Here is a 23,543-nt window from a genome sequence, read left to right as displayed (position 1 = left end):
TCCTGACGATTTGAGGTCATGCGTAACGGATGACGCAGATTAGGCTCCCATTCTGTTCAGGTAAAGCGCCGTCCCCATCTTAAAGGTGCTCTTCCACAAAGCGTTCTATCTTGGCATTGCTGGTCAGAAGCCGGTAGTTGGAGATCATGACACGGGCGCTCAATGCATCCCGCAGTACTTCTGAAAGACTATAGCCGCCCGTCTCCGCATAACCGCGAATCCCCAGCAAACCCAATGCTCCCAGGCATATTTCCGTCAGCAAGTCCGAGCACAGAACCTTAAGGCGCTTGACGTCGGCCGTATGCGCTATACCCATCGCGCCCACGCTTTCCTTGTTGTCAAATGCGGCAACCGCATCGCGGATCAAAGCGTTCATGGCGTAGTGTTTGTCCACAAGCCGGCTGAATTCGCTTTGCATCACGTCCGCCACATCGCTTTCCGCGGGGGGGCTTTTGCCTATGCAGGTTCTGACCTTTTCCAGCGCGCTGCTCGCCAGCCCGCTCCACAACGCAGCCCAGAAAATATGAATGGAAGGCGTCATCGTGTCCCTGGCGATGACCGGATAGGCATCGGCGAATATCGCGGCTTCACCAAACTTCGCCGTAAATCCATATGGCCGGTTCAGGACGCCGCGCATCCCTATGAATCCGGCGGCATGACCCGGTTGAAGGTCCATATCCTTCATTTCGGCGGCAATGAGCACCTGCGTATTTTTCCCATTATCCTGGCCCCGCATGGCGCTGACCAGAATAGCGCCGGCATGATCGAGATAGGAGATATTGGGACTTTCCTTGGTGACCGTCAGTGCGCTGCCGGTTTCCTCTATGGTGCAGATAGATCCGAAGATATCGCCGCCGACGCCCTTTTCGGACGTGCCGCTGGCGACAAGCACCTGATCGCGCACCATCCGGCGGAGAAGTTCGCTGAAAAACGGGCTATCGCCGCCATGTCGCACCAGGGTCAGCACCTGGGACATGTGCATGGCGTAGATCAGCCCGGCGGAACCGGACAGCCGTGCAATATTAAAGGTGATGCGCGCTGTATCGCCTATCGACAGCGCGGGCGCGTCTGCCTCGTCCGCCACAACCCAGAGGAGCCGATCCTCCCGGAGTTGCGCCAGTATCGCGTCGGTAAACGCCTTTTCGTCATCTGGTTCACGACGCGCAAACGCTATGCGTTCGCCAAGGGTGCGTGAAAGCTCAACCCGATCCCTGCTGCCCATCGTCATGATCGCCTCCCTGTTCGATTAAACCGTTCCTTGCGACAAGTCCTTACGCAACCTTATGAAATCCGTCTTGCCGTTGGGTGTCAATGGAAAGCTGTCCATCATATGCCAGCCGCGCGGCTGCATATGCTGGGACATTTCCTTGCGCGCGAAGATTTTGAGCGCCGGAACCGGATCAGGCGCATCCGCCGGCGCAGTGACCGCCGCAATGATCATTTCCCCCATGATTTCGTGCGGCACCCCCACGATGGCGACATCGCGCACCAGGCCGGTCGCCCGGATCATGGTCTCGATTTCATCCGGACTGACGCGGACGCCCATCGACTTGATCTGGCGGTCGCGCCGCCCCTTGATGACCAGAAGCCCCTCAGGCGTCTTCCACCCAAGATCACCGGTAAAAACCACGTTTGGCGCCGGAACGCCGGCATAACGCCACAGCGGATCGGGCCGCAGAACCTTCGCGGTCGCCTCCGGCGCCCCCCAGTAGCCCATAAAGGCGCCAGCGCCACGATGGATAATTTCGCCGATCTCGTCCGGTTCGGCTTCCTCACCGTTTTCACGCAGGACATTGAGCGTCACGCCGGGATAACCAAAGCCGACCGAATGCGGATGATCCCCCGCCAGGGCCACCGGCAGACCGGCGCTGCGGTAGGTTTCCGTCATGCCGTAGTTGAGCGAAATATCGCAATGTCCGAAGACCTGCCGGACATCGGCATAAATCGCCGGCGGGATCAGGCCGCCGGTGTTGGTCACCAGGCGCAGTGAACTCAGATCCGTCTCGCGCAAGGGCGATAGTCCGCGCAGCAGAAGCGCGAAAATCGACGGCAGGCCCGCGAAAACGGTTGGTCTGTGCACGGCGATGGCCTCACACAGCGCAAACGGATTGCGCGCCACGGGCAGAACCTGGGTCACGCCCAGCAGCACGGTGGAGAGAAGCTGGCCATAGCCATAGTCGAAGGCCCAGGGGATAGGACACAATATCCGGTCATCCGGGCGCAGGCCGAGGTGTTCGGCCACCATCCGGCATCCGGCCAGCAGGGTGGCGTGATTTTGCGTCACGCCTTTTGGCGGCCCCATCGAACCGGAGGTAAAGAAGATGGACGCCGGTTCGAGATCATGCGTCAGGCCGCGCGAAGGCGGCGTCATGGGCGCAGCGGTTTCCGCGCCCAGTACGAGCACCGGACAATCGAGCGTCCGTTCGGCGATTTCGGCACATTTCGCGTCAACAAAGGCGACCCTGGGCTGGGTCACGCCGGCGGCATGGCCGAGATGGGTCACCGGCGCCTCGTCATTGACCAGCGCGACGATGGCGCCGATCATCCAGGCGCCCAGAAGCGTCGCCGCCAGGTCCGGTGAATTCCCCGCCCAGACCAGGCAGCGATCACCGGGCTGGACACCGAAACGCACCATCAAGGCCGCCGCTTCAGCCGAGCGGACGCGTAGCTCGGTAAAGCTGATGTGGCGGTCGCCCTGGATAATCGCCGGCGCGTTCCCCCTCTGCGCCGCCACGGCGTCAAAGCGTCGCCACAAACCACTCGTCATAAGTCCGTCACCCCTTGAGCGCGATCTCGGCCATGCGCAGGCGGCCGGTCGTATCCACATCCGTCCAGTGATTGAGCGCGCTTTCGGTCGCGTCGATCATCTCATTGCCGGCCAGCACGATTTCAGCCGGTTCCGGGTGGCTGATAAAACGTGACGGGCTGGCCGTCAGGCCGTAAGCCCCTGAATTTTCAATCGCAATCACGTCTCCGACACGCACTTCCGGCAGCATGATGTCGGTGGCCAGCACGTCGATCGTCGTGCACAGCGGACCGACCAGGGTATATTTCTGTTCGGCGCCCTCCGGATTGGAGACGTTCATCATGTGCCAGTTGCGACGGATAATGGTCCCCATCATGCCGCAGGCCGCCAGATGGTTGTTAAAACCGGCGTCGCACAGGCGCATATCGACGCCACGGCTGTGTTTTTCCCCCACCACACCCGTCAGGAGCCAGCCGGCGGGACCGATCAGCCAGCGTCCCATTTCGAGCACACAATGCGCATCGGCGAAGCGCGGGTCGCTTTTCAGGTCATCGATCAGCGGCAGCGCCAGTTCGGCGACGGCGTTGATATCGAGCGGCCCTTCCGTTCCCCCGTAGGTCAGGCCGAAGCCTGAACCGAACACCAGCTTTTCCGGCCGGATATCGGCATGGACGGCGGCGCGGCGGAACAACTGGATGAAGATGGCGAAATTCTCGGCGATCGCCGCCGGGTTCAGACTGTTTGTGCCGGAATAGATATGAAATCCGATGAGCTTGAGGTTTTTGAGCGACTGAACCGCGTCGATGGCCTCGTCCAGCACCTCTTCGTCGATGCCGAACTGACTGGCTCGTCCCGAAAAACTGACGCCGAAATGGCGCGGGCCGGTCGCCGGATTGATACGGATCAGCACCGACTGGCGCACGCCCATTTCACCGGCCCAGAAATCGGCGCTTTTAGCCTCGGCCAGGGATTCAAGGACGAGTTCGCCCACGCCCTGGGCAATGGCCGCCCGCACTTCCGCATCCCGTTTCGCCGGTCCCGAAAACGTAATCTTGTCAGCCGGACAGCCGGCCTTCAGCGCGCGTTCGACCTCCTTATAAGAGGAAACGTCAAACGTAGCCACATGTGGCAGCATCCGGCGCAGCAGTTCGATATTCGGATTGGCCTTCACAGCATAGCTCACGCCGAAATGCTGACCGAACAAACGCTTCAACTGCGCAAAGCGGCTGGATAGTACATCGGCGTCGTACACATAAAGCGGGGTGCCAAACTGCACCGCTGCATGTGTCATCCGGCTCTCAAACGGCTGCATGGATTTCAATCTCCGGTCTGGTATTCGAGGGTCAGCTTGCCGAGGACGCCAGGTAGGCGAGAATGCGTGATATGCTATCGAAGTTCTCAAGCTTCACATCGGTGGGCACTATGGTGACGCCGCCATCATTTTCGATGTAGGTCATCAGGGTCACGAGCGCGAAACTATCCACCAGACCGCTGCTGAACAACAGGGTGTCGGCTGTAATCTCTTCGCCATCAAGCGCCAGTTCTTCAATAAGAAAGTCACGCAGGTTTTGGTAGGTCAAGGACACTCATAATCTCCATTAATTTAAACAACAGGATACCGAACACCTTATGCCTCACAGGCGCTGCGATGGCATCCGGACAGACTGACAATTACGTCGCCATTACTTCATATGTCGCAAAACGCGTCATATCAGAAACATCCGTTCCCCTTGCACGATTTATTCCGCGCGACCGGGGTGAAATGATTTTAAACCTTCATTTTCTTTAGAGCTTTGTTTTAGAAAGCAATTTTTTTAAATACGCTAGCAACATAATTCCGATGCACGTCCAACAGGGTGACTGTCAAACATGGAAACGTATCGGTAAAACACATCCGTTTTATTTCGAGCCAGACCCTACATAACCGGCTCATATTAAAAGTCGCCTAAAATTTCGCTATCGGCTTATAATATCTCATTCTTTTACAATGTTCACGTGACACGGACGACATCGGCCAGATCCTGCCAGACCTGTTGATTCCAGAAGATCCGCGCCTGTCCCGAAGGTGACGGCAGGACATATATCCGGGTACCGCCGGTTACCTCCGGCTGGAAGCCAAGCGGGATACTGCCGGTCGGCCGCCCCAGAAACACACCTGCGCCGGTCTTGCTGGTAAAGGCCAGGATTTTCGGCTGATAATGCGCAATCTTTTCCCGCAGGGCCTCGGCATCGAGCGCATCCGGCGGAAGCTGGTTGTCATTGCCGAAATGCGCCTTGCACAGATCGGTCAGGCCAATGCCGTACTCAAGCAAACACGCGTAGTCCTGCGGCCTGATCAATTGCGGCGTCAGGCCGGTCTTATGCAGGGTGCGCCAGAAGAAATTGCCCGGATTGGCGTAATAGGCCTGCCGCTCGGCGGAAATCCGGCCAAGCGCCGTACCGCAAAAAACGACCTTCAGGCCGGGTTCAAGCAGATCGGGCACATGGCCGGGCGGCAGGGAACCGAATTTATTCATATCAACTCCGGAATTAAAGATCGCTATACCACCGGCTTGCGCCCATTGCGAATTGCGCTAGGTTGATCCCAACCATACGGGGACGCGACACATGCCTTTGGCGCACAATCTGACCTGGCTCGACCTGGGTGTTTTCTGCGTCTATATCGGCGGGCTTCTGCTCCTCGGCATCCGTGACCGCCGCCGCATGATCCAGGCGCGCGACCATTTCCTGGCTGGTCAATCGGCTTCGTGGCCCAAGATCGGCTTCGCCCTCTACGCCTCAACCATTTCCGCCACCTCGCTGGTCGGGCTGACCGGCTATGCCTACGCCCACGGCATCGCCGTCTTCAACTATGAATGGATGGCGGCCATCGTGCTGACCATCTTTTGCGCCTTCGTGCTGCCGACCTATATCAAGTCGCAGGTCTTCACCGTGCCGGAGTTCCTCGAACTGCGCTATGGCAAGTTCGTCCGGACCTATGTATCGGCCCTGTCGGTGGCGCTGGGCATTTTCCTCGATGCCGCCGGCGGACTTTTCGCCGGGGCCGTGCTGTTCCAGATCATGTTCCCGGACTGGCCGTTGTGGCAGGTATGCGCCCTGCTTGCCGCGCTGGCCGGCGGCTTCCTCATCGCCGGGGGCCTGCGCGCCGTCATCATGGTCGAATCCATCCAGGGGCTGATCCTCGTCATTTCCTGCGCCTGCATCAGCTTCTTCACCTTCAAGGCGGCTGGCGGCTGGACGCACGTCATGCAGTCGGTCGATCCCGCGCACCTCAAGCTGATCCTGCCGGCCGACGACACCGCCATGCCATGGATCGGGCTGGTGACCGGTGTGCCGCTGATCGGCTTCTATTTCTGGTGCGCCAACCAGACAATGGTGCAGCGCGTGCTGGCCGCCAAGTCGCTTGATCACGGCCGCTGGGGGTCGCTGATGGGCGGCGCGATGAAGCTGACCAACCTGTTCCTGGTGATCATTCCAGGCGCTGCTGCCGTGCTTTTGTTTCCGGCACTCGATAATCCCGATCAGGTGTTTTCGCATATTGTTTTCCAGATCCTGCCGCATGGCCTGGTCGGGCTGATCCTGGCCGCCTGTCTGATCTCCATTCTCGCCAACCTGTCCGGCATCTACAATTCGACCTCGACCCTGCTGACCATGGATTTCGTTCGCAAGCTTCGCCCCGGCATGAGCGAGGTGGCGCTGGTTCGCACCGGTCAGATCACCACCGTTATCCTGATGCTGATTTCGATCCTGTGGGCGCCGCAGATCATCCATTTCGGCGATCTGTGGTCCTATTTGCAGGCCATCCTGTGCTATTTCGTGCCACCGATCGCCGCCGTCTTTATCGCCGGCCTGTTCATCAAACGCGCCAACAAGGCGGGCGCCGGCGCGGCATTGGTGGTCGGCACGATAGCGAGCTTCGCCCTCTTCTTCGGCATCGAGGTTTTCCACGCCATCCCACTGCATTTCCTTGTCGCCGCCGTGGTGATCTTTTCTATCTCGCTGGTGGCCCTGTTCGCCGGCAGCCGGACCGCACCGGCGCCCGATCCTGGCACGGTCAGCCATCTGATGTTCGCCAGGGACGTCTGGCGCGCGGAAACCCGGCACCTGAAAACGGTGAAATGGTATCAGAACTACCGCTATCTGTCTGTGGCGCTTCTGCTGATGACCGGTGCGATCGTGATCTGGTTTGCGTAGGCCCGGTTGATCTGTTAGCGTCGCGCCAACAAGCCGCAAAAGCATCCGCGAAACACAGAAATGGAAACGCTTTTACAGGAGTTGCCTTGTGCTGTCTTTTGCCCGCCTCATCCCCCTCGCCGCCCTGCTCCTGCCGTTGGTCGCGCAGGCCGATCCCTCCACCAGGCCCGCCGCCGATTCGCTGACCATCGATGAACCGGGCGGCGTGCCGGCCGGCTATGCGTTGAAATGGTCGGATGAATTCGACAAGGCGGGCCTGCCTGACGCGCATCTATGGACCTATGACACAAAGGCCAACAAACACGGCTGGGCCAATCACGAGTTGCAGTATTATTCCGATGCCCGGCCGGAAAATTCACGCGTGGAAGACGGCAATCTCATTATCGAGGCGCGCAAGGAAGATTTGAGCGACAAGGCCGATTGGGGCGGCCAGCATTACACCTCGGCCCGCCTGCTATCGAAGAACACCTACGCATACGGCTATGTCGAGGTCCGCGCCCAACTGCCGTGCGGCCTTGGCGTCTGGCCGGCCATCTGGCAATTGCCCGCCATGGAAAACATGTCCTGGCCCGATGACGGCGAAATCGACATCATGGAATATGTCGGCTGGAATCCGGATATGATCTATCATACCGTCCACACCGGCCTCTATAATCACGTCAAGGGCACGCAGAAAGGCATCCTCAAGACCATGCCCGCCGTCTGCGGCCAGTGGCATACCTACAGCCTGTTGTGGACGCCCGACGAGATCAAGGAAGGCATAGACGGCCGCTACTACTATCGCTTCCGCAATGAAGGCAGCGGTACAGGCGCCTGGCCTTTCGACCGCGCGCACACCCTGATCCTCAACCTGGCGGTTGGCGGTGATTTCGGCGGCAAGACCGGCGTCGATGACAGCACCATGCCGTGGCAATTCAAAATCGATTATGTGCGGGTTTATCAGAAATAAGACCGCTTCCTGAGTCTCGGGAACTCAGGAAGCGCTTCTTTTTCCGGATATGCCGGTAGCCCGCCGGTCGTTTCGCTGGCCTTCGGACCGGTTTTATCCGGCGCTTGTGACGCGCGAAGAGGCTTAATCCCCATAAGACCCGGTGTAAACAAATTCTGACAATGTTGTCAGACAATGGTCCGCGGGGCGCGTAATACCAATTTATTGAAATTACAGATATTTTGCACAAATATCACAGCTAAATTTTCTATTTTTCATGCCCCCTTTGTCGCCCCCGTCAAGCCAGACCTGTCCGTCAGACAAGGCAATTGGCAGGCACAACAACGGCTGGAAGATTTTTCCATGCCGGATCAAATGGTTAGCCGAACCCGCCCATTGTCCGGTTCGCATCTCCATGCTACGCTTGCGTAACCGTCACAGACCTCCCCCGGCGAAACCTGACCAATGCCCGATCCGATCACCCGCAAACCGACCATTATCGATGTCGCCAGCCTGGCCGGCGTTTCGATCAAGACCGTATCCCGCGTCATCAACAACGAGCGCCATGTCTCGACGGACATGCGCACTCGCGTCCGCCAGGCAGTCGCCAAACTGGGGTTCGAGGCCAATGAATCGGCGCGCGGCATGCGCAGCCTGGCGCCGGAAAAGTCCTATGTGGTGGCGCATCTCTATGGCGACGCCGGTGGTCTTTACACTCACGATGTCCAGCTTGGCCTGATGGAGCGCTGCCGCTATTTCGGCTATCATCTGGTGGTCGAGGAACTGGATTACCAAAGCCCGGATATCGAACGCCGCGCCAAGGATCTGGTCAAGCGGCTGAAACTCGACGGTGCGGTGCTGACGGCGCCGCTGACCGATAACGAGATTGTCCTGAGCGTGCTCGATGAGGCCGGCGTGCCCTATGTCCGCGTCTCACCGGTCACCGAAGCCCGCCACCTGCCGAGTGTCTCTATCGATGAAAAGCGCGCCGCCTACCAGATGACCCAGCACCTGCTGACCTATGGCCACCGGCGGATCGGCTATATACGCGGCCTGCCCAATCATGCGGCCACAGAATTGCGTTTTGAAGGCTTCCGCCAGGCGATGGAAGAGGCCGGGCTGGAGATCGATCCCGCGCTCATCGAAGACGGCGAATTTCGTTATTTCGCCACCATTCCCTGCGCCCGGCGATTGCTCGAACAGGCGGACCGCCCCACCGCCATCTTCGCCAGCAATGATGAAATGGCCACCGCGGTCATCAAGGTGGCGCACGAACTCGGCCTCACCGTGCCGGACGATTGCTCGATCGTCGGCTTTGATGATATCCCGACCTCCGAGATGTTGTGGCCTTCGCTGACCACGGTGCGCCAGCCGGTTTCCAGACTGGGCGCGGCGGCGGGCGACCTGTTGTTCACCCGACTGTCGCCGCTCGGCACATCGGAATGGCCCACGCCGGTTCCCCATCAGGTCCTGCCGCACGATATCGTCCTGCGCGGCTCTACGGCGCCGTTGAGGGACAAATAGCCCTTGGCAAACGACGGTCTTCGTCATAACCTCGTGCGGTAATCCAAGGGGGGCACATGCCATTTACATTCGGCGGCGTTTTCAGCCGCTTCTTCAAGCTTATCGGCGAAAATTTCGTTCTGTTGCTGATTATCGGCCTATTGTTTACTGTCGCGCCGGCGGTGGCCATGTATTACGGCCTGTTCAGTTCGATAGGCGTCACCGGCGCAAACTGGCCGACGCAGATCGGGGCTATGGGCGCGAACGGATACGCCATTCTGGGCGGCGGCGTGTTGATAATCGCCGTCCTCAACCTGATCAGCCTGTGCGCTATCACTGAAATCGCCATACTGGGGGCGGTCGGGAAAAAAGCCGGTATCGGCAGTGTTCTGGCGCACGCTCTGGGCAACTGCATTCCGGTCCTGATCATCGGCATTATCGTCACGGTATTGAGCAGCCTGCTGGCCATCCTGCTGATCATCCCCGGCATCATGTTCATGATCGCCGCCTATGTCGCCATTCCGGCCTATGTCGGTCAGCCCGATGTCGGGTTGTGGGGCGCCGTCAAACGTTCGTTCGACCTGACGCGCAACCATCGCTGGGGCATATTGGGGCTGATCATCGTGCTCGGCCTGATATCGAGCACGATCGGCGGCGCACTTGGCGGTACCGCCGGCATGATCATCCGCACGACAGACTCCCTGCCCTTCAGCATTGTGCAAGGCCTGATCAATGGCCTGTCCAGCGTGGTCAGCCAGATCTTTGTCGCGGCCATCTATGTCTGCCTGCGCCAGAGCAAAGATAAAACCATGCCCGAAACTGCGGCCGCCATTTTCGAATAATCGTTCTTTCAAGCACAAAAAAACGCGCGATCCTTACCAGGTCGCGCGTTTTTTTGATAGCAAATGTCTTATGCCGTAATGTCTTCGTTCGGGCGGCCGATGGAGGTGTAGGTGAAGCCGTGACGGGCCACCTCTTCCTTGCGGTAGATATTGCGCAGATCGACCAGCACGGCGCCTTTGGCCGCGGCCTTGATGCGCTTCAGGTCCATGCCGCGGAATTCATTCCATTCGGTGACGACCACCACGGCATCGGCGCCGGTGGCTGCATCATAGGGGCCGTCGCAATAGGTAATCGGCGGCAAGACCTCTCTGGCGTTCGCCATGCCTTCCGGATCGAAGGCGCGCACCGTGGCCCCCGCCGCGACCAGTTCCTGCACGATGGTGATGGCAGGGGAATCGCGCATGTCGTCGGTTTCGGGCTTGAAGGTCAGGCCCAGCACCGCCACCGTTTTGCCGCTGACACTACCGCCCAGCGCCTTGATGACCTTTTGCGTCATCTTCGACTTGCGGGCGTCGTTCACCGCGACCGTGGCCTCAACCAGTTTGAGCGGCGCATTGAAATCCTGCGCTGTCTTGACCAGGGCCAGCGTGTCCTTGGGGAAGCAAGACCCGCCGTAGCCGGGACCGGCATGGAGGAACTTGGTGCCGATACGGTTATCCAGCCCGATGCCACGCGCCACTTCCTGCACGTTGGCGCCCACGGCTTCGCACAGGTCGGCCATTTCATTGATATAGGTGATCTTGAGCGCCAAAAAGGCATTGGCGGCGTATTTGATCAGTTCGGAGGTGCGGCGCGTGGTGAACATCAGCGGCGACTGGTTGATGAACAGCGGGCGGTAAACCTCGGTCATCACCGGGCGGGCGCGTTCGTCTTCTATACCGACGACGATGCGGTTCGGGATCATGAAATCCTTGATCGCCGCGCCTTCGCGCAGGAATTCCGGATTGGAAACGACCGCGACATCGGCATTCGGATTTGTTTCGCGGATGATGCGTTCCACCTCGTCGCCTGTGCCGACGGGCACGGTCGATTTCGTGACCACGACGGTGAAACCGTCAACGGCGGTCGCGATATCGCGCGCGGCGGCATAGACATATTTCAGGTCGGCGTGGCCGGTTTCCTTGTTGGTGGGCGTACCGACGCCGATAAAGACGACATCCGATTCCGCTACGGCGGCCTTGATGTCTGTCGTGAAGGTCAGCCGGCCCGCCTTGACGTTATCGAGAGTCATTTCTTCAAGGCCCGGTTCGAAAATCGGGATGATCCCCTTCTTCAGGCCTTCGATCTTGTCGGCATTCAGATCCATACAGATGACATCATGACCGAATTCGGCGAAGCACACACCCGAAACCAGGCCGACATAGCCCGAACCAATCATCGTTATCTTCATTTGTTCGACCTTTTCGACGCAGCGATTCTACAAAATTTTGCCCAAAACTTTGCGCGGCACCCAAACCCAAATACACGCGCCAAGGCAAGCGAAATATGGTGACGGATTATGTCATCCGCCACCTGATCGCTTCACACAGGCGCGTCATGCTTGTCCTTGCGGCGTTTGCCGAGCAACATTTTCGCCTCCAGATGCGCCCGCAAGGCGCCATAATAGGCCCGCAGGAAATTCTCGTCATTGGGCGGGTCGTTCCCGGGGTCCACCCAGTTGATCCGCGCCTTGATCTTGGCGGCGACCGCCCGCATCACCGGGGCTTTACGTTCGCGCAGCACCTGTTCCAGCACGGTCAGTTCCATTTCGCCATAGGCCAGTTGCTCCGGCGTGAAGCTAAGGCCCAGGCCACGATCGCCTTCGAGATCCGCCAGATCGTAACTCAGGGCGGCTTTCGGCATGTGCACCACGCGGGTGCCGGCGAGGAAGTCCCCCAACCGGGCGTGCTGCTTGTTGAACAAGGGCAGCAGCAGCAGGGCCAGCGCCCAGAAAAAGGCCAGCCATGACCCGGCCGAGTGATTGGCCGACCAGGCGAAGATCAGCGTCACTGGCAGGTAAAGCTCGACCTCGCGCAGCGCATTGCGGGTAAAGATCGCCGCCGGGGTCAGCCGGCCGCCGTCATGCGAAATCACCCGCAATTTCATGACGCGCTTGCCGGGCGTGGCGGCGCGCGGCCCCATCTCGAAGAAGATGAAATAGCCGGAGCGGATGAAAAAGAGAAAAAACATCCCCACAATCATCACAAACGAACTCAAAGCCTTGTGCTTGCCGCCGGCGAAAACCCCTTCGAGCGGCAGGATGAGCCAGATGATCACCACAACGACCGGCGCCAGGATCATGATCAGCCAGTCGAGCAGCAAAGCCCCCACCCGTTCGCCGAAAGAGGCATTGATAAAGGGCAGGATAACGCCTTCCGGCGTCAGGATTTCAGACGCGGTGCGGCCCTGTTCGCCATAGGGGGCGTCGCTGATCAGGTCGCGTTTGCTGCGTTTGGCGGATTTGGCGGCCATCAGGCACCCTCCCCCGGTTTCCTGCGACCGACGGACGTATAATACAGACCCCAGATCGTCAGCATGACCGCACCGATGCCGATGCGGGCGAACGGGTCGGTGATGAGCTGGCGGCCAATACCTTCGAGACAGCCGGCGACCGTTAGCATGAGCGCGACCCCGATCATGGCTGTGCCGGTCAGGGTGCCGGCCTCTCGTAACGCGGCCTTGCGCGTGGCGTCGCCGGGGAACATCAGCCGGCGGGCGATATGGAAGCCACAGCCTGCGGCAATGACCAGGGCGAACAGTTCGGTCGTGCCATGGATGGTCAGCCAGGCGGCGAATTCAAAGCCCATGCCTTGCTGGGCGAACAGCCAGACCATAGCCCCCAGCGTGATGCCGGTATAGAAGGTCAGGGCGAAGGTCGGCAGGCCGAAGACCGCGCCGAAGGCGAAGGTCGAGATGGCCACGCCGACATTATGCGTCATCAGGAAAACCGCGAAGGGCGACAGGGCATCGTCCGCCCTGGCGCCGCCGATGGTCTTGCGCAATTCTTCCGCCGATGAGTCCAGCCCCCGGCTGCCCTGTTCGCCCGGCAGGAAGACATTGTACCAACTGGAATCATGGGCGCACAGCAGCCAGCCGGCGACGGCGCCCATCACGAGCGTCACGAAGGCCAGGGCGATCTCAGCCCCCAGTTTGCGGACGGCGCGCGGCCAGCTTTGCCCGAAGAAGCTGTAAAGCACATCTTTGAAACGGGTCTGCGGCCCATAGACATAGACATAGGCCCGCACGCACAGGGCTTGCAGATAGGTGATCATGTTGCGATCAAGCGAAATCGACTGCGCCATCGACAAAGACGACATGGCCGAGCGGTAAAGCAGGGGCAGGTTCAGCAGTTCATCGATGGAAAAGCTGCCGAGGCCACGCTTTTCCACTTTGTCGAGTTGCGTGCTCAGGGTGCGCCAGTCCGATTGCCGCGCCTCGCGGAATTTCTGGCTTTTCAGGCGCAGGACAGGTTTTGGGGCATCGGCCGGCGTGCGAATGTCGTCGTTCATCTCTTCCCTCCCCTACAGCCGGTCGGCGCGTTTCAGCGCCAGGTATTTACTGACAATCGCCGTCGCCATGTGTTTGGTCGGCGTTTCCAGCACCTCGACGCCCTGACGGCGCAACTGTGTCAGAACGCGTTCGCGCTGGCTGGCCAGACGCCGCGCAAAAATCGCCCGCGTGACGTCTTCGGCCTGAACAGGCGGACGCGCCATCAGGTCCTCGACCACCTCATCGCGGCAGGCGACAAACAAAACCAGATGCTTTTTAGACAGGCGGTTCAGGCTTTCGATCATCAAATCAGCGCTGATTTCATCGATGAAGTCGGAGAACAGGATGATGAGCGACCGCCGCGCCACGGTGGCGTTCAGGTCTGCCAGGGCCAGGGTGTGGTTGGATTCCTCCGCAGAATCCTCCAGCGCCGATAGCTGGTATTTCAGCGTGTTGAAGCCGTGGGCGCCGGAGATCGCCGGCGCATTGTGATAGGGCTTGGAGGCAAAGGCGAAGGTGCGGACATTGTCGCCGATCTTGAGCGCCGTATAACCGAGCAACAGGCCGGCATAGATGGCGCGGTCGAGCCGCTTCAGCCCGCCGAGCGGTTCGCCCATCAGGCGGCCGGTATCATAGGCCAGAACGATATGGTGATTGCGTTCGGCCTGGTACTCGCGCGAAAACAGCTTCATGTGCCGCGCCGAGGAGCGCCAGTCGATGCGGCGGTGGTCCTGCGAGGCGTCATATTCACGCAGGGCATGGTATTCGGAACCGTTATAGAGCTGGTTCTGCACCCGCACGCCGTAAATATTATCGAGCGAGAACAGGTCAGCGGCGTCCTGTTCGACGCCTTGCAGGTCCGGCGTCACGACGATCTCGATATCGAGCGGGACGCGCGTCTGGACATAGACCAGCCCCAGAAATCCCTGCCAGCGAACATAAGCGGCATCGATATCGCCACGCCCGCGCGCCATCGCTTTCAGGTTCAGCGTCCCGTGAAAGGCGCCTTCCTGTCGCGCCAGCCGGCGTTCGTAGATCGAGGTCAGCAGCAGGCGGTGCAGGCCCAGCCGCAGTTCGATGATGCCCGGCTGCCGCCACTTCGTGAAACGCGCCTCTAACGGCACATCGACCGTCCGGCCAACGCCCAGCACCGCCGGCGGCTTGAGGGTGAAGGTCAGTCCGGCGCCCACGGGGGCGAACATGCCGTCGAGCAGGGCAGCGACGAACAGCAGGGCCACCGCCAGGGGCACCCAGGCCCACGCACCGGGCGCATAGATCCCGACGCCGAGCGCGACAAGTACGCTCAAGGCCAGCAGGATCAGCAGACGCGGTGTGGGATAGATGGGCATTCGTTTCCTTGTTTATTCGCAATTTTCAACGAAAAAGTGCGAGCCGCTTTTTCTAAATTGCTCAGCGCGGAATCTCGATCCGTTCCAGAAGCCCCTGCAACACGCGATCGACATTCTCGCCTTCGATCTCGGCCGAGGGCGACAACAAAACGCGGTGACGCATACAGGCCGGATAGAGCGCCTTGATATCATCCGGCAACACATAGTCGCGGCCATCAAGCACAGCCCTGGCGCGGGCGGCGCGGGCCAGCAAAGCGCCGGCGCGTGGGCTTGCCCCGACCGACAACTGCGGTGCCTCGCGGGTGGCACGGATCAGGGCGACAATATAGTTGAGATTGGCGTCATTGAGCTTGACCGTGGAAACGACCTGTATCGCCTCGGCCAGGGATGCCGCGCTCAGGACCGCCGAAACGCCGGCCAGAACCGGATCGGTTGCCGCGGCATTGCCGGCGGTATCGACGATGCGCTTTTCTTCCTCAAGGCTTGGATAACCCAGCACATGCTTGAACAGGAAGCGGTCAAGCTGGGCTTCCGGCAAGGGGTAGGTGCCCTGCTGCTCGATCGGGTTCTGCGTGGCGATGACGGTGAAGTGCGGCCCCAGATCGTGCTTCACGCCATCAAGCGTTACCGAGCGCTCCTGCATGGCTTCCAGCAGGGCCGCCTGAGTCTTCGGCGGGGTACGGTTGATTTCATCGGCCAGCAGCAGGTCGCAGAAGATCGGCCCCTTGGTCAGCGAAAAGGCCGAGGTCTGGAAGTTGAACAGGTTCGAGCCGAGCACATCGCCCGGCAACATGTCCGGCGTGAACTGGATGCGGCCGAATTTCAGGCTCAAGGATTGGCAGAAGACGCGCGCCAGCAGGGTCTTGGCCGTGCCCGGCGGGCCTTCGAGCAGCACATGGCCGCCGGAAAACAGCGCGGTCAGCAACAGATCGACCGTATCTTTCTGGCCGATAATGACCTTGCCGATCTCGGCGCGCAGCCGGTCCGCGAGGGCTTGGATGTCAGGTATGAGCACGTTGTATCTCCGTCTTCCAGGCGTGGAGCTTCAGGGTGATATCGATAAGCTGATGTACGGTCATGACCCTGGCCGAGCGGGCCTTGAGGTCGATAAAGGAGTCGGTCGTCTTTTGCGCTACGCCCAGGCGTTCGGCGAGGTCGTCAGGACTTTCCGCGCTGACGCCCAGCCGATAGCCCTTGTCCTTCAAAACCTGGTCGCGGACCAGATCGGCATAGGCCGGCCCCAGTTTGATCTCTTTCAGGGTGATGGCCATCAGACGGGCGGCGTTGTCGGCGAGGATTTTCACGCCGCGTCCCAAAGGCGCTTCGATCGGCGCTTCGCGGGCCGGACCAAAGCGCGAAAAAGCCGCCCACATCAGTCCAAGTCCCGCGATCAGCAGACACAGCGGCACGGCGATAAAGGGCGGCCGGCTGAGCGCGTGCAGCAGGTCATGATCGGTCGAAATGCCATTGAAGGTCAGGTTGAAGATGACCCGGCCTGGGGGCGCCACTTTCGGGCTGATCGTGTCGGTCAGGGTCAGGGCGGCGATGACCTTCTGCGGATCAGCCAGTATCTGGTTGTTGAGCAGGTCCGGATCGCTGAGCAGATAGACCGGCGCCTTCGGTTGCGCGCGACCGCCGGTGACGATGACGCGTGACAGCACAGCCTCGCCATTGGGACCGACGAGCAGCGGCTTAAGGTTCGGCCCGGAGATCGTTTGCAGGCCGGTAATCGCGCCGACAGCCAGCGGCGCACCAAACGTCCCCTCGCCCGTCGCCGGTTTGAAGGTCCAGCGGTGCGCGGCGGGTTCATAGGCCAGTCCGGCCTTCTTTTCGCTTTCGGTCACCGTACGCATATCGCGTTTCAGAACGTAAGACACCGTATCGAAAGTCACCAGCGTGTCACCGCTGCGCACGGTTTGGGTGCCAGCGGGTGAGGCCGCGATCCTGGCGGCGGCCGCCTTAATGTCCTTCGGCGCCGGCGTTTCGGTGATCGGCGACAGGAAGCCCAGGCTTTCCAACACGTTGGCAGCCGCGACCAGCGTCTGGCCGCGATCCCAGTTGCGATTGCGCGGATCGGGGCCGGCATTCCACTTTGGCGCCACGATCAGCACGGCCTTGCCCAGCGGCTGACGCAGGATATGCCTGGACCGCTTCGGATCTGGTATCTGGGCAGCGCCGTAGTCCGTATCCTCGTCCTCGCTGGCCCCACTGCTGGCCGAAGAGAAACTGGCCGAGGCCTTGTCGTCGCTATCGAAATGATAGGCATAGGTCAGTGTGCCGCCGTCGTCATCCAGCGTAATGATTTCCAGATCGCCGTGCTCGATCAGCGGGCCGTCTTCCATGCGGTTGATGAGAACCTCATGCCCTCTTGCCTCCAGCAGACGGCGCAAGCCCGCCGTGCCCTGGGCGGAAAGGCCAGTGGTATTGGCCTTCTGGCCGGTTTCCGGCACGGAATTGACATCCAGCAAGGTTATGGCCGCAGCGGCGAACAAACACAGACATAAAAACGCCGCCACGGCGGGCAGCCAGCCAGAGGCTTTGCCAATGCGATCTTTGAATGTTTTCTTCGCTGTCAGGGAAACCGGCTTCAGGACCATCAGGCGATCCCCTCTGCGGCGATAAAGGCGGTATAGGCGGCGCGGCAGGCTTCAAAATCCGCACGTGTAGCCGCTATGCCGGCGAAATAGCTCTTTTCCACACAGCGCACAATTTCGGTAAAGGCGGGCCGCGCCGCTTCGGGCAGCAAGGGGTGCGAGCGGATATCGCGCGCCGAATAATGCTTGCGGACCAGATCAGGCCGGAAAGCGTTGATATCGGCCACCGAACGGACCAGCAGCAGATGGACGGCTTCGTCATAATCGCCGGCGGCCGCCAGTTTGTCGATGTCACCGAGCAGGGCCACGACCGCTTCACGCGTTGGCCGCCAGGGCGCATCGGCGCGCAGATGATCGCGCGGGAAAAGCCTCTGGAAACGCGAGGTAATCATCATGCGGACGAATGGCGACAATAGCAGCGCGATCAGGGCGATGGCCAGGGCGCCCAAAATATAGGGCATGAAGGGCCCAAGCGGCTTGAAGACGTGGGCGACCTTCTCAAAAAACTCGCTGATGTTCTTGAAAACCTTGCTCCAGAATTCCAGCGCCTTCAAATCCGGTTTCGGCATGGCGGTGAAGGTGGTTTGCAGGTCGTGATGGCCATTGACCTGGGCGATCAGCCGCTTGGCCTCGGCGGCATCGACAGGCGCATTCGAGACAGACGCATGAGAATCGGCGCGCGCGGCGGACACCGCGACGTGTGAGGCGCTGTCTGTTGCCCCGTTCTGCGTCAAGCCTGTAAATCCCCCATTCAAGTCACGCGACAGCGCCCCCACGCTGCCATGCGCTGAACTTAGAGCGCAAGCATACGCCGGGTCAAGCGATTAAGCGTCAGGCATGAACGTCATCTTCGGCGGCTTCCAGCACCTGATCGATTGTCCAGACGGAGAAGGTCCCCGACAACCGCCTGACCTCCGCATCGCCCATTCGCCACGGGCGGCATTTGAAGATGGCGCCATCCTGACGGATCGTGAGACCGGTGACGTCAAAGCGTTCGACGGTCGCTTCGACTTTCCCACCCTCCGCCAGGAGCAGATCGAGAATATCCTGACAACGCAACGCGCCGCTCTGGATCGTAAAGGCCGCGCCGCGGCCAAGATCGGGACTGTTGGTAATCGCATGATGATGTGGCATCGCTACTTCCTTATTTTAAGGTTTGGCCTGTTTTAGGATTTGCCGCCACGCTGCGCGGTTTTCAGTTAGAAACCAATACGGATTAACCTTTATCACCTCTTTGTGGTCTTAAGTGATGCACTGTGAAGGCAGGCCTGCGCCTGAAACCCAACGGGTCGGTCATAAGGATGCAATGGGCATTCTGGCTTTGAGCCGGAGATAGGTCATAATTCCCGCCGGCAATCCCATTCTTACATGTCAGCCATAGGCCCGCACCGCCCTTTTGCATCGCTTCCGCTATCTTTCCCACGTCTACCCCGACACGCAAACAAAGAGAGAGTGCGACATGGTAACGATCAACAATCCTCAGCCGCCCCAGGTCAATAACAGCAGCAATGCCGGGCTGATCATCCTGGCGCTGGTTATCCTCGCCGCCATTCTGGCCGGCGGATATTATTTCATGAACTACGGGTCTGCCACCAACACCCATACCAATACCACCGACCGGACGATCACCCGCGTTGAACAGGTCCCGGCCCAGGTTGATAAGGCCGTCGATAACGCCACCACCCCGCCGCCGGCCAACGCCACGCCGCCGTCAAACACCGAACCGGCCCCCGCCCCTGCTCAGTAAGAGCGATATATCGATGAAAAAGCGCCAGTCGTTTGACTGGCGCTTTTCTTTAGACCTATGGGTGCAGGGACGCGTCCCTGCTAGCGACCGAACTTCTGGAACTTGATGCGCTTCGGGATCAGCGAATCGACGCCCAAGCGGCGCTTCTTGTCTTCCTCGTACATTTCGAAGTTGCCCTCGAACCATTCCACATGGCTGTCGCCCTCGAAGGCCAGGATGTGCGTGGCCAAGCGGTCGAGGAACCAGCGGTCGTGGGAGATGACCACGGCGCAGCCTGCGAAGTTTTCCAGCGCCTCTTCCAGCGCCTGCAAGGTTTCGATATCGAGATCGTTGGTCGGTTCATCGAGCAGGATGACATTGCCGCCGGCCGCCAAAGTCTTGGCCAGGTGGACGCGGTTGCGCTCACCACCAGACAAAAGCCCAACCTTCTTCTGCTGGTCGCCGCCCTTGAAATTGAAACCGCCGACATAGGCGCGCGAATTGATTTCCTTCTTGCCGACCACCATGATGTCGGTGCCGCCGGAAATCGCCTGCCAGACGGTGTGGTTCGGATCGAGATCGTCACGCGACTGATCGACATAGGCCAGCTTGACCGTTTCGCCGAGCTTCAGCGTGCCGGCGTCGGGTTGCTCGACCCCGGTGATCAGCTTGAACAGGGTCGACTTGCCGGCGCCATTGGGGCCGATCACGCCGACAATGCCGTTGGGCGGCAGGCGGAAACTGAGATCCTTGAACAGCAGCTTGTCGCCGTATTCCTTTTCGAGACCGGTGACTTCCAGCACCAGATTGCCGAGGCGCGGTCCGGGCGGGATCTGGATGGTGGCGAAGTTTTGCGCCTGGCGCGAATTTTCCTGTTCGCGCACCATGTCCTCATAGGCGGCCAGACGAGCTTTCGACTTCGACTGACGGGCCTTGGCGCCGGAACGCACCCATTCCAGTTCCTTGGTCAACGCGCGTTGGCGGGCTTCGGATTCCGACTGCTCCTGCACCACGCGCTTGGTCTTCTGCTCCAGCCAGCCGGAATAGTTGCCTTCGTAAGGCACGCCCTTGCCACGGTCGAGTTCGAGCGTCCACTTGGTGACCTGATCGAGGAAATAACGATCGTGGGTGACGAGGATAACGCAGCCGGGGAAGTTTTCGAGATGGTGCTGGAGCCACGCCACGGACTCGGCATCCAGGTGGTTGGTCGGCTCGTCGAGCAGCAGCATGTCAGGCTTGGAAAGCAGCAGGCGGGCCAGGGCGACGCGGCGCTTTTCACCACCGGACAGCTTGGTCACGCCGCTATCGTTCGGCGGGCAGCGCAGGGCGTCCATGGCCATTTCGATGCGCGAGTCGATGTCCCACAGGTCACCGGCGTCGATCTTTTCCTGGAGGGCGTTCATTTCCTCCATCAACTCATCGGTGTATTCCTCACCCATGAGTTCGGCCACCTTGTTGAAGCGGTCGAAGGTCTTCTTTTCCTCGCACCAGGCGATGACGTTTTCCCAGACGGTCAGGTTGTCATCGAGATGCGGCTCCTGTTCCAGATAGCCCATCTTGGTGCCTTCGGCGGCCTTGGCCTCACCGGAGAATTCCTTGTCGATGCCGGCCATGACCTTCAGCAGGGTCGACTTACCCGAGCCGTTGACGCCGATAACGCCGATCTTGGCGTCGGAGTAGAAGCTGAGCCAGACGTTCTCGAAGACCTTCTTACCGCCGGGGTAATGCTTGGTCAGGCCCTGCATCTGGAAAATATATTGTTGCGCCATGGGGAGCTTGCGCCCTTCTCAAAAGAATGCGTTTTTAAGGATGGGTTCGTTTAGCGGAAGGCCAGTGAAAGCGCAATATTTAGATGAGGTAAGCCGCAGGACTTAAACCGCGAAGATGACCTTCATCAGCTTTTCGAGATTCACGGCGTCTTCTTCATCATAGGCGCCGAAGCTCTCCGAATCGGAATCGAACACGGCGATCAGTTCGCCCGCCGCATCGAACACCGGCACGACAATCTCCGAATTGGAACGCGAATCGCAGGCGATGTGGTCGGAGAAGGCATGGACATCCGGCACCACCTGCGTTGTTCCCGTAGCCGCCGCCGCGCCGCAGACTCCGCGGCCGAAAGCGATGCGCAAACAGCCCAATGTGCCGTTATACGGCCCCACCACCAGCTCATCGATTCCGGCGGATTTCTTAACCTTATCCACGACATAGAAGCCGGTCCAGAACCAGTTATCGAAGGCCTGATCAAGCAGCGACACCACTGTGGCCATGCGCGCCGTCACGTCCGGCTCTCCGTCGAGCACCGCCACCGCGTCCCTTATAACTTCTTGATATTTTTCGCCTTTGGACATCATTGCCAAGGACGCGTTAACCATATAACTCAATACTGTCTCCTGATTTTTCCCCTGACACGGGCATTTCGGGGCGGGGTTTGCGTGCTCAGGCGCGCAAAACGCGAAATCGGCGTGGGCTTGGGCTTATTAACACTTTTTTCTGGCCAAGACACCGCTTTTGACGCATGATGACTATGCGCGCGTTCAGGTGCATTGGGGTACGGGTTACGAGGGGGTTTCGCGTGGGGTCTGCGCGACAATCCGGCAACGCTCAACAAGATTAAGTCAGTCACTAGCTGCATTGGGGGGCCAAAGCTTGACACTCTTCGTAATCCTTAACAGAAGTTGTATTAACCATATATACACCGACCGCTGTCGGAGCGATGACTGATGTCAGAATGTGATCAGGCGAGGTCGGCCGGACAGTCCTTAAATAGGGATGCCGGCGGGATCTTTAAAGGCCGGAAGGTGTTCGCCCGCATGGGGGTGACGCTGATGGCCGGCCTGTGCGTGAGTATGTCCCTGTCCGGCTGCGATATGCGCGACTGGCGCTGGTTCAACACCAAGGTCGGCATCAACGGCAGCTACGCCTGCCCGCGCCCGCCCGATCCTTTCCAGACCCAGGGCTTCAACGGTCAGGAACGCGAAACCCGCTATTATCGCCACCTCGGCTTCGCCAACGATTTCTTTGCCCAGCTCGAACTGGCCAATCGCTATGCGGCCGTAGACGCCTCAAACAAAAACCTCGAAGATCATATCGAATCGTCCGTCTGGCTGGTGATGGCCCTGGCCAATCAGCAGGGCTATGCGCCGATGAGCCGCGCCATGGACCCGCGCGGCGGCGTTCTGGCGTCACGCTACGATAAATGCCGCGCCTATGAGCGCGAACGCGCTTACCGGATGCTCGATAACGAACTGTCGATGATGGATTCTGGCGAGCGCGACAAGGTGCGCGATCGCGTCATCTATATCCAGGCGTCACTGGGGGCTGACGGTTTCCGTACGCTCGGCCGCCTGTATGACGATCAGTACGGCCCGATGGGCGAGCCGGCCGATAATCCGCAAGCCATCCGCGCCATGATGCGCGGCCGCAATTACGGCATGTCGAATGTCCGCACCCTGTTCGAGCGCTCGGATGTCGATGCTTATCTGTATAACTATAAAGCGTCGGAAACCGGCGATGTCGGGGCCTATGTCCTGCTCAAGGATTTCGAGAAATCAGCGCCCACCCGCGCCAAATATTCGTCCTTCGTCGAATCCAAGGCCCGCCGCTGGGTGGCCCCCTATGAATTCTATCCGCCCGAAGCCCCGCAAGGCGGCGTGCCGCATTCGGACGAAAGCCGTCCGGATGACGCGGCTTCCTATGCCCTGTCGCGCATGGAAGAACTGCCGTTCATCCATGTCGTCCGCGCGCTCGATTATCTGAACCTGCTCAATGTCGCCTGTTTCGAGCCAAAGGACGTGCCGAAACAGACCATCGATGGCCTGCGTTCGATGATCGGAATGCCGGGCGGTGAACGCCTGACCTATCTCGACCGTGTCCGCGCCATCCAGTTGGCGGCCGTGAATGGCGATTCCCGCTCGCAGCTCGTTCTGGCCGTCATGTATTCCGAAGGCGTCGGCGTCGAGGTCGATTATGCCCGCGCCTTCTATTGGTATCAAAAAGCCGAAAGCCAGGGTTCGCCCGAAGCCCGCTATGCCATGTCGACCTATTTCGACCTCGGCATGAAGGGTGTGGCCGACCAGAACAAAGCCGAGTCCGTCGTCATGCAGCTGGATGCCGCCCTCGCCGGCTTCAAGCCTTCGGCCGGCCGCCTGCAAGCCGTGCTGGCGCAAGTATCGCGTACCCCGGATAATTAAGT

At 59.9% G+C, this 23,543-nt stretch carries 21 protein-coding genes; 6 read left to right on the top strand and 15 right to left on the bottom strand.

All coding sequences use genetic code 11. The annotated features are described in order from the left end of the window. Nucleotides 1-79: 79 nt before the first annotated feature. The 5 genes from VL130_RS08315 to VL130_RS08295 form a co-directional block, all read right to left on the bottom strand. Nucleotides 80-1,228: an acyl-CoA dehydrogenase family protein gene (locus VL130_RS08315; RefSeq protein WP_325362309.1), complete on the bottom strand. Its 1,149-nt coding sequence runs from the start codon at nt 1,226-1,228 to the stop codon at nt 80-82. Nucleotides 1,229-1,246: 18 nt separating this feature from the next. Beyond that, nucleotides 1,247-2,767 carry a class I adenylate-forming enzyme family protein gene (locus VL130_RS08310; protein ID WP_325362308.1) on the bottom strand — a complete coding sequence of 507 codons (1,521 nt, stop codon included), beginning with the start codon at nt 2,765-2,767 and terminating at the stop codon, nt 1,247-1,249. 7 nt (nt 2,768-2,774) lie between these two features. Beyond that, nucleotides 2,775-4,037: a hypothetical protein gene (locus VL130_RS08305; RefSeq protein WP_325362307.1), complete on the bottom strand. Its 1,263-nt coding sequence runs from the start codon at nt 4,035-4,037 to the stop codon at nt 2,775-2,777. A 52-nt stretch (nt 4,038-4,089) separates the two neighbouring features. Further along, a complete protein-coding gene (locus VL130_RS08300; RefSeq protein ID WP_325362306.1) occupies nt 4,090-4,332 on the bottom strand; it encodes an acyl carrier protein in 243 nt (80 codons plus the stop codon). 405 nt (nt 4,333-4,737) lie between these two features. Beyond that, complete coding sequence (locus VL130_RS08295) at nt 4,738-5,262, bottom strand: mismatch-specific DNA-glycosylase (RefSeq protein WP_325362305.1); 525 nt, start codon at nt 5,260-5,262, stop codon at nt 4,738-4,740. A gap of 91 nt (nt 5,263-5,353) precedes the next feature. On the opposite strand from VL130_RS08295, the gene VL130_RS08290 reads away from it, so the two are divergent. From VL130_RS08290 to VL130_RS08275, 4 genes are all read left to right on the top strand, one after another. Continuing rightward, complete coding sequence (locus tag VL130_RS08290) at nt 5,354-6,940, top strand: sodium:solute symporter family transporter (RefSeq protein ID WP_325362304.1); 1,587 nt, start codon at nt 5,354-5,356, stop codon at nt 6,938-6,940. An 88-nt stretch (nt 6,941-7,028) separates the two neighbouring features. Beyond that, nucleotides 7,029-7,889 (top strand): glycoside hydrolase family 16 protein, encoded by an 861-nt coding sequence (locus VL130_RS08285; RefSeq protein ID WP_325362303.1) that lies wholly within the window; start codon nt 7,029-7,031, stop codon nt 7,887-7,889. Between the two features lie 444 nt (nt 7,890-8,333). Further along, the gene (locus tag VL130_RS08280) at nt 8,334-9,392 is read left to right on the top strand and encodes a LacI family DNA-binding transcriptional regulator (RefSeq protein WP_325362302.1); all 1,059 of its coding nucleotides are present in this window, start codon (nt 8,334-8,336) and stop codon (nt 9,390-9,392) included. Between the two features lie 56 nt (nt 9,393-9,448). Then, a complete protein-coding gene (locus VL130_RS08275) occupies nt 9,449-10,213 on the top strand; it encodes a hypothetical protein (RefSeq protein WP_325362301.1) in 765 nt (254 codons plus the stop codon). Nucleotides 10,214-10,281: 68 nt separating this feature from the next. Here the strand turns inward: VL130_RS08275 and VL130_RS08270 are convergent, their stop codons facing one another. The 8 genes from VL130_RS08270 to VL130_RS08235 all read right to left on the bottom strand — a co-directional run bounded on the left by VL130_RS08270 (nt 10,282) and on the right by VL130_RS08235 (nt 18,759). Continuing rightward, entirely contained in the window at nt 10,282-11,604 is a 1,323-nt protein-coding gene (locus VL130_RS08270) for a UDP-glucose/GDP-mannose dehydrogenase family protein (RefSeq protein WP_325362300.1), read from the bottom strand. A 131-nt stretch (nt 11,605-11,735) separates the two neighbouring features. Beyond that, a complete protein-coding gene (locus tag VL130_RS08265; protein WP_325362299.1) occupies nt 11,736-12,665 on the bottom strand; it encodes an RDD family protein in 930 nt (309 codons plus the stop codon). Beyond that, a complete protein-coding gene (locus VL130_RS08260; RefSeq protein ID WP_325362298.1) occupies nt 12,665-13,702 on the bottom strand; it encodes a stage II sporulation protein M in 1,038 nt (345 codons plus the stop codon). Before VL130_RS08260 ends, VL130_RS08265 begins: the two co-directional genes overlap by 1 nt. Nucleotides 13,703-13,714: 12 nt before the next feature. After that, nucleotides 13,715-15,031, bottom strand: coding sequence for a DUF58 domain-containing protein (locus VL130_RS08255; protein WP_325362297.1), 1,317 nt, complete (start codon nt 15,029-15,031; stop codon nt 13,715-13,717). 61 nt (nt 15,032-15,092) lie between these two features. Then, a complete protein-coding gene (locus tag VL130_RS08250) occupies nt 15,093-16,046 on the bottom strand; it encodes a MoxR family ATPase (protein WP_325362296.1) in 954 nt (317 codons plus the stop codon). Then, entirely contained in the window at nt 16,033-17,628 is a 1,596-nt protein-coding gene (locus VL130_RS08245) for a hypothetical protein (RefSeq protein ID WP_325362295.1), read from the bottom strand. The genes VL130_RS08250 and VL130_RS08245 overlap by 14 nt, the downstream gene beginning before the upstream one ends. Next, nucleotides 17,628-18,359 (bottom strand): hypothetical protein, encoded by a 732-nt coding sequence (locus tag VL130_RS08240; RefSeq protein ID WP_325362294.1) that lies wholly within the window; start codon nt 18,357-18,359, stop codon nt 17,628-17,630. Before VL130_RS08240 ends, VL130_RS08245 begins: the two co-directional genes overlap by 1 nt. A gap of 97 nt (nt 18,360-18,456) precedes the next feature. Further along, entirely contained in the window at nt 18,457-18,759 is a 303-nt protein-coding gene (locus tag VL130_RS08235) for a hypothetical protein (protein ID WP_325362293.1), read from the bottom strand. 325 nt (nt 18,760-19,084) lie between these two features. Here VL130_RS08235 and VL130_RS08230 point away from each other — a divergent pair, with 325 nt between their 5' ends. Then, on the top strand, nt 19,085-19,372 hold the full coding sequence (locus tag VL130_RS08230) for a hypothetical protein (RefSeq protein WP_325362292.1): 288 nt from the start codon (nt 19,085-19,087) through the stop codon (nt 19,370-19,372). Nucleotides 19,373-19,452: 80 nt separating this feature from the next. Here VL130_RS08230 and ettA read toward each other — a convergent pair whose 3' ends face one another. After that, complete coding sequence (gene ettA / locus VL130_RS08225) at nt 19,453-21,120, bottom strand: energy-dependent translational throttle protein EttA (protein ID WP_325362291.1); 1,668 nt, start codon at nt 21,118-21,120, stop codon at nt 19,453-19,455. Between the two features lie 102 nt (nt 21,121-21,222). Continuing rightward, the gene (locus VL130_RS08220) at nt 21,223-21,723 is read right to left on the bottom strand and encodes a GAF domain-containing protein (protein ID WP_325362395.1); all 501 of its coding nucleotides are present in this window, start codon (nt 21,721-21,723) and stop codon (nt 21,223-21,225) included. 348 nt (nt 21,724-22,071) lie between these two features. Here VL130_RS08220 and VL130_RS08215 point away from each other — a divergent pair, with 348 nt between their 5' ends. After that, the gene (locus tag VL130_RS08215; RefSeq protein ID WP_325362290.1) at nt 22,072-23,541 is read left to right on the top strand and encodes a tetratricopeptide repeat protein; all 1,470 of its coding nucleotides are present in this window, start codon (nt 22,072-22,074) and stop codon (nt 23,539-23,541) included. The last annotated feature ends 2 nt before the right edge of the window (nt 23,542-23,543 follow it).

Source organism: Asticcacaulis sp., assembly GCF_035497195.1.
In the GTDB taxonomy this organism is placed as follows: Bacteria; Pseudomonadota; Alphaproteobacteria; order Caulobacterales; family Caulobacteraceae; genus Asticcacaulis.
Note: the sequence above shows the minus strand (reverse complement) of the source record. Positions and strands in the feature narration are given on the sequence as shown.

Coding starts and splice junctions, on each gene's coding strand:
- ettA (WP_325362291.1), bottom strand. CDS start 21,120: ATGGCGCAACAATATATTTTCCAGATGCAGGGCCTGACCAAGCATTAC.
- VL130_RS08305 (WP_325362307.1), bottom strand. CDS start 4,037: ATGACACATGCAGCGGTGCAGTTTGGCACCCCGCTTTATGTGTACGAC.
- VL130_RS08265 (WP_325362299.1), bottom strand. CDS start 12,665: ATGGCCGCCAAATCCGCCAAACGCAGCAAACGCGACCTGATCAGCGAC.
- VL130_RS08260 (WP_325362298.1), bottom strand. CDS start 13,702: ATGAACGACGACATTCGCACGCCGGCCGATGCCCCAAAACCTGTCCTG.
- VL130_RS08315 (WP_325362309.1), bottom strand. CDS start 1,228: ATGACGATGGGCAGCAGGGATCGGGTTGAGCTTTCACGCACCCTTGGC.
- VL130_RS08245 (WP_325362295.1), bottom strand. CDS start 17,628: ATGGTCCTGAAGCCGGTTTCCCTGACAGCGAAGAAAACATTCAAAGAT.
- VL130_RS08290 (WP_325362304.1), top strand. CDS start 5,354: ATGCCTTTGGCGCACAATCTGACCTGGCTCGACCTGGGTGTTTTCTGC.
- VL130_RS08270 (WP_325362300.1), bottom strand. CDS start 11,604: ATGAAGATAACGATGATTGGTTCGGGCTATGTCGGCCTGGTTTCGGGT.
- VL130_RS08275 (WP_325362301.1), top strand. CDS start 9,449: ATGCCATTTACATTCGGCGGCGTTTTCAGCCGCTTCTTCAAGCTTATC.
- VL130_RS08220 (WP_325362395.1), bottom strand. CDS start 21,723: ATGGTTAACGCGTCCTTGGCAATGATGTCCAAAGGCGAAAAATATCAA.
- VL130_RS08295 (WP_325362305.1), bottom strand. CDS start 5,262: ATGAATAAATTCGGTTCCCTGCCGCCCGGCCATGTGCCCGATCTGCTT.
- VL130_RS08215 (WP_325362290.1), top strand. CDS start 22,072: ATGTCAGAATGTGATCAGGCGAGGTCGGCCGGACAGTCCTTAAATAGG.
- VL130_RS08280 (WP_325362302.1), top strand. CDS start 8,334: ATGCCCGATCCGATCACCCGCAAACCGACCATTATCGATGTCGCCAGC.
- VL130_RS08235 (WP_325362293.1), bottom strand. CDS start 18,759: ATGCCACATCATCATGCGATTACCAACAGTCCCGATCTTGGCCGCGGC.
- VL130_RS08230 (WP_325362292.1), top strand. CDS start 19,085: ATGGTAACGATCAACAATCCTCAGCCGCCCCAGGTCAATAACAGCAGC.
- VL130_RS08255 (WP_325362297.1), bottom strand. CDS start 15,031: ATGCCCATCTATCCCACACCGCGTCTGCTGATCCTGCTGGCCTTGAGC.
- VL130_RS08310 (WP_325362308.1), bottom strand. CDS start 2,767: ATGACGAGTGGTTTGTGGCGACGCTTTGACGCCGTGGCGGCGCAGAGG.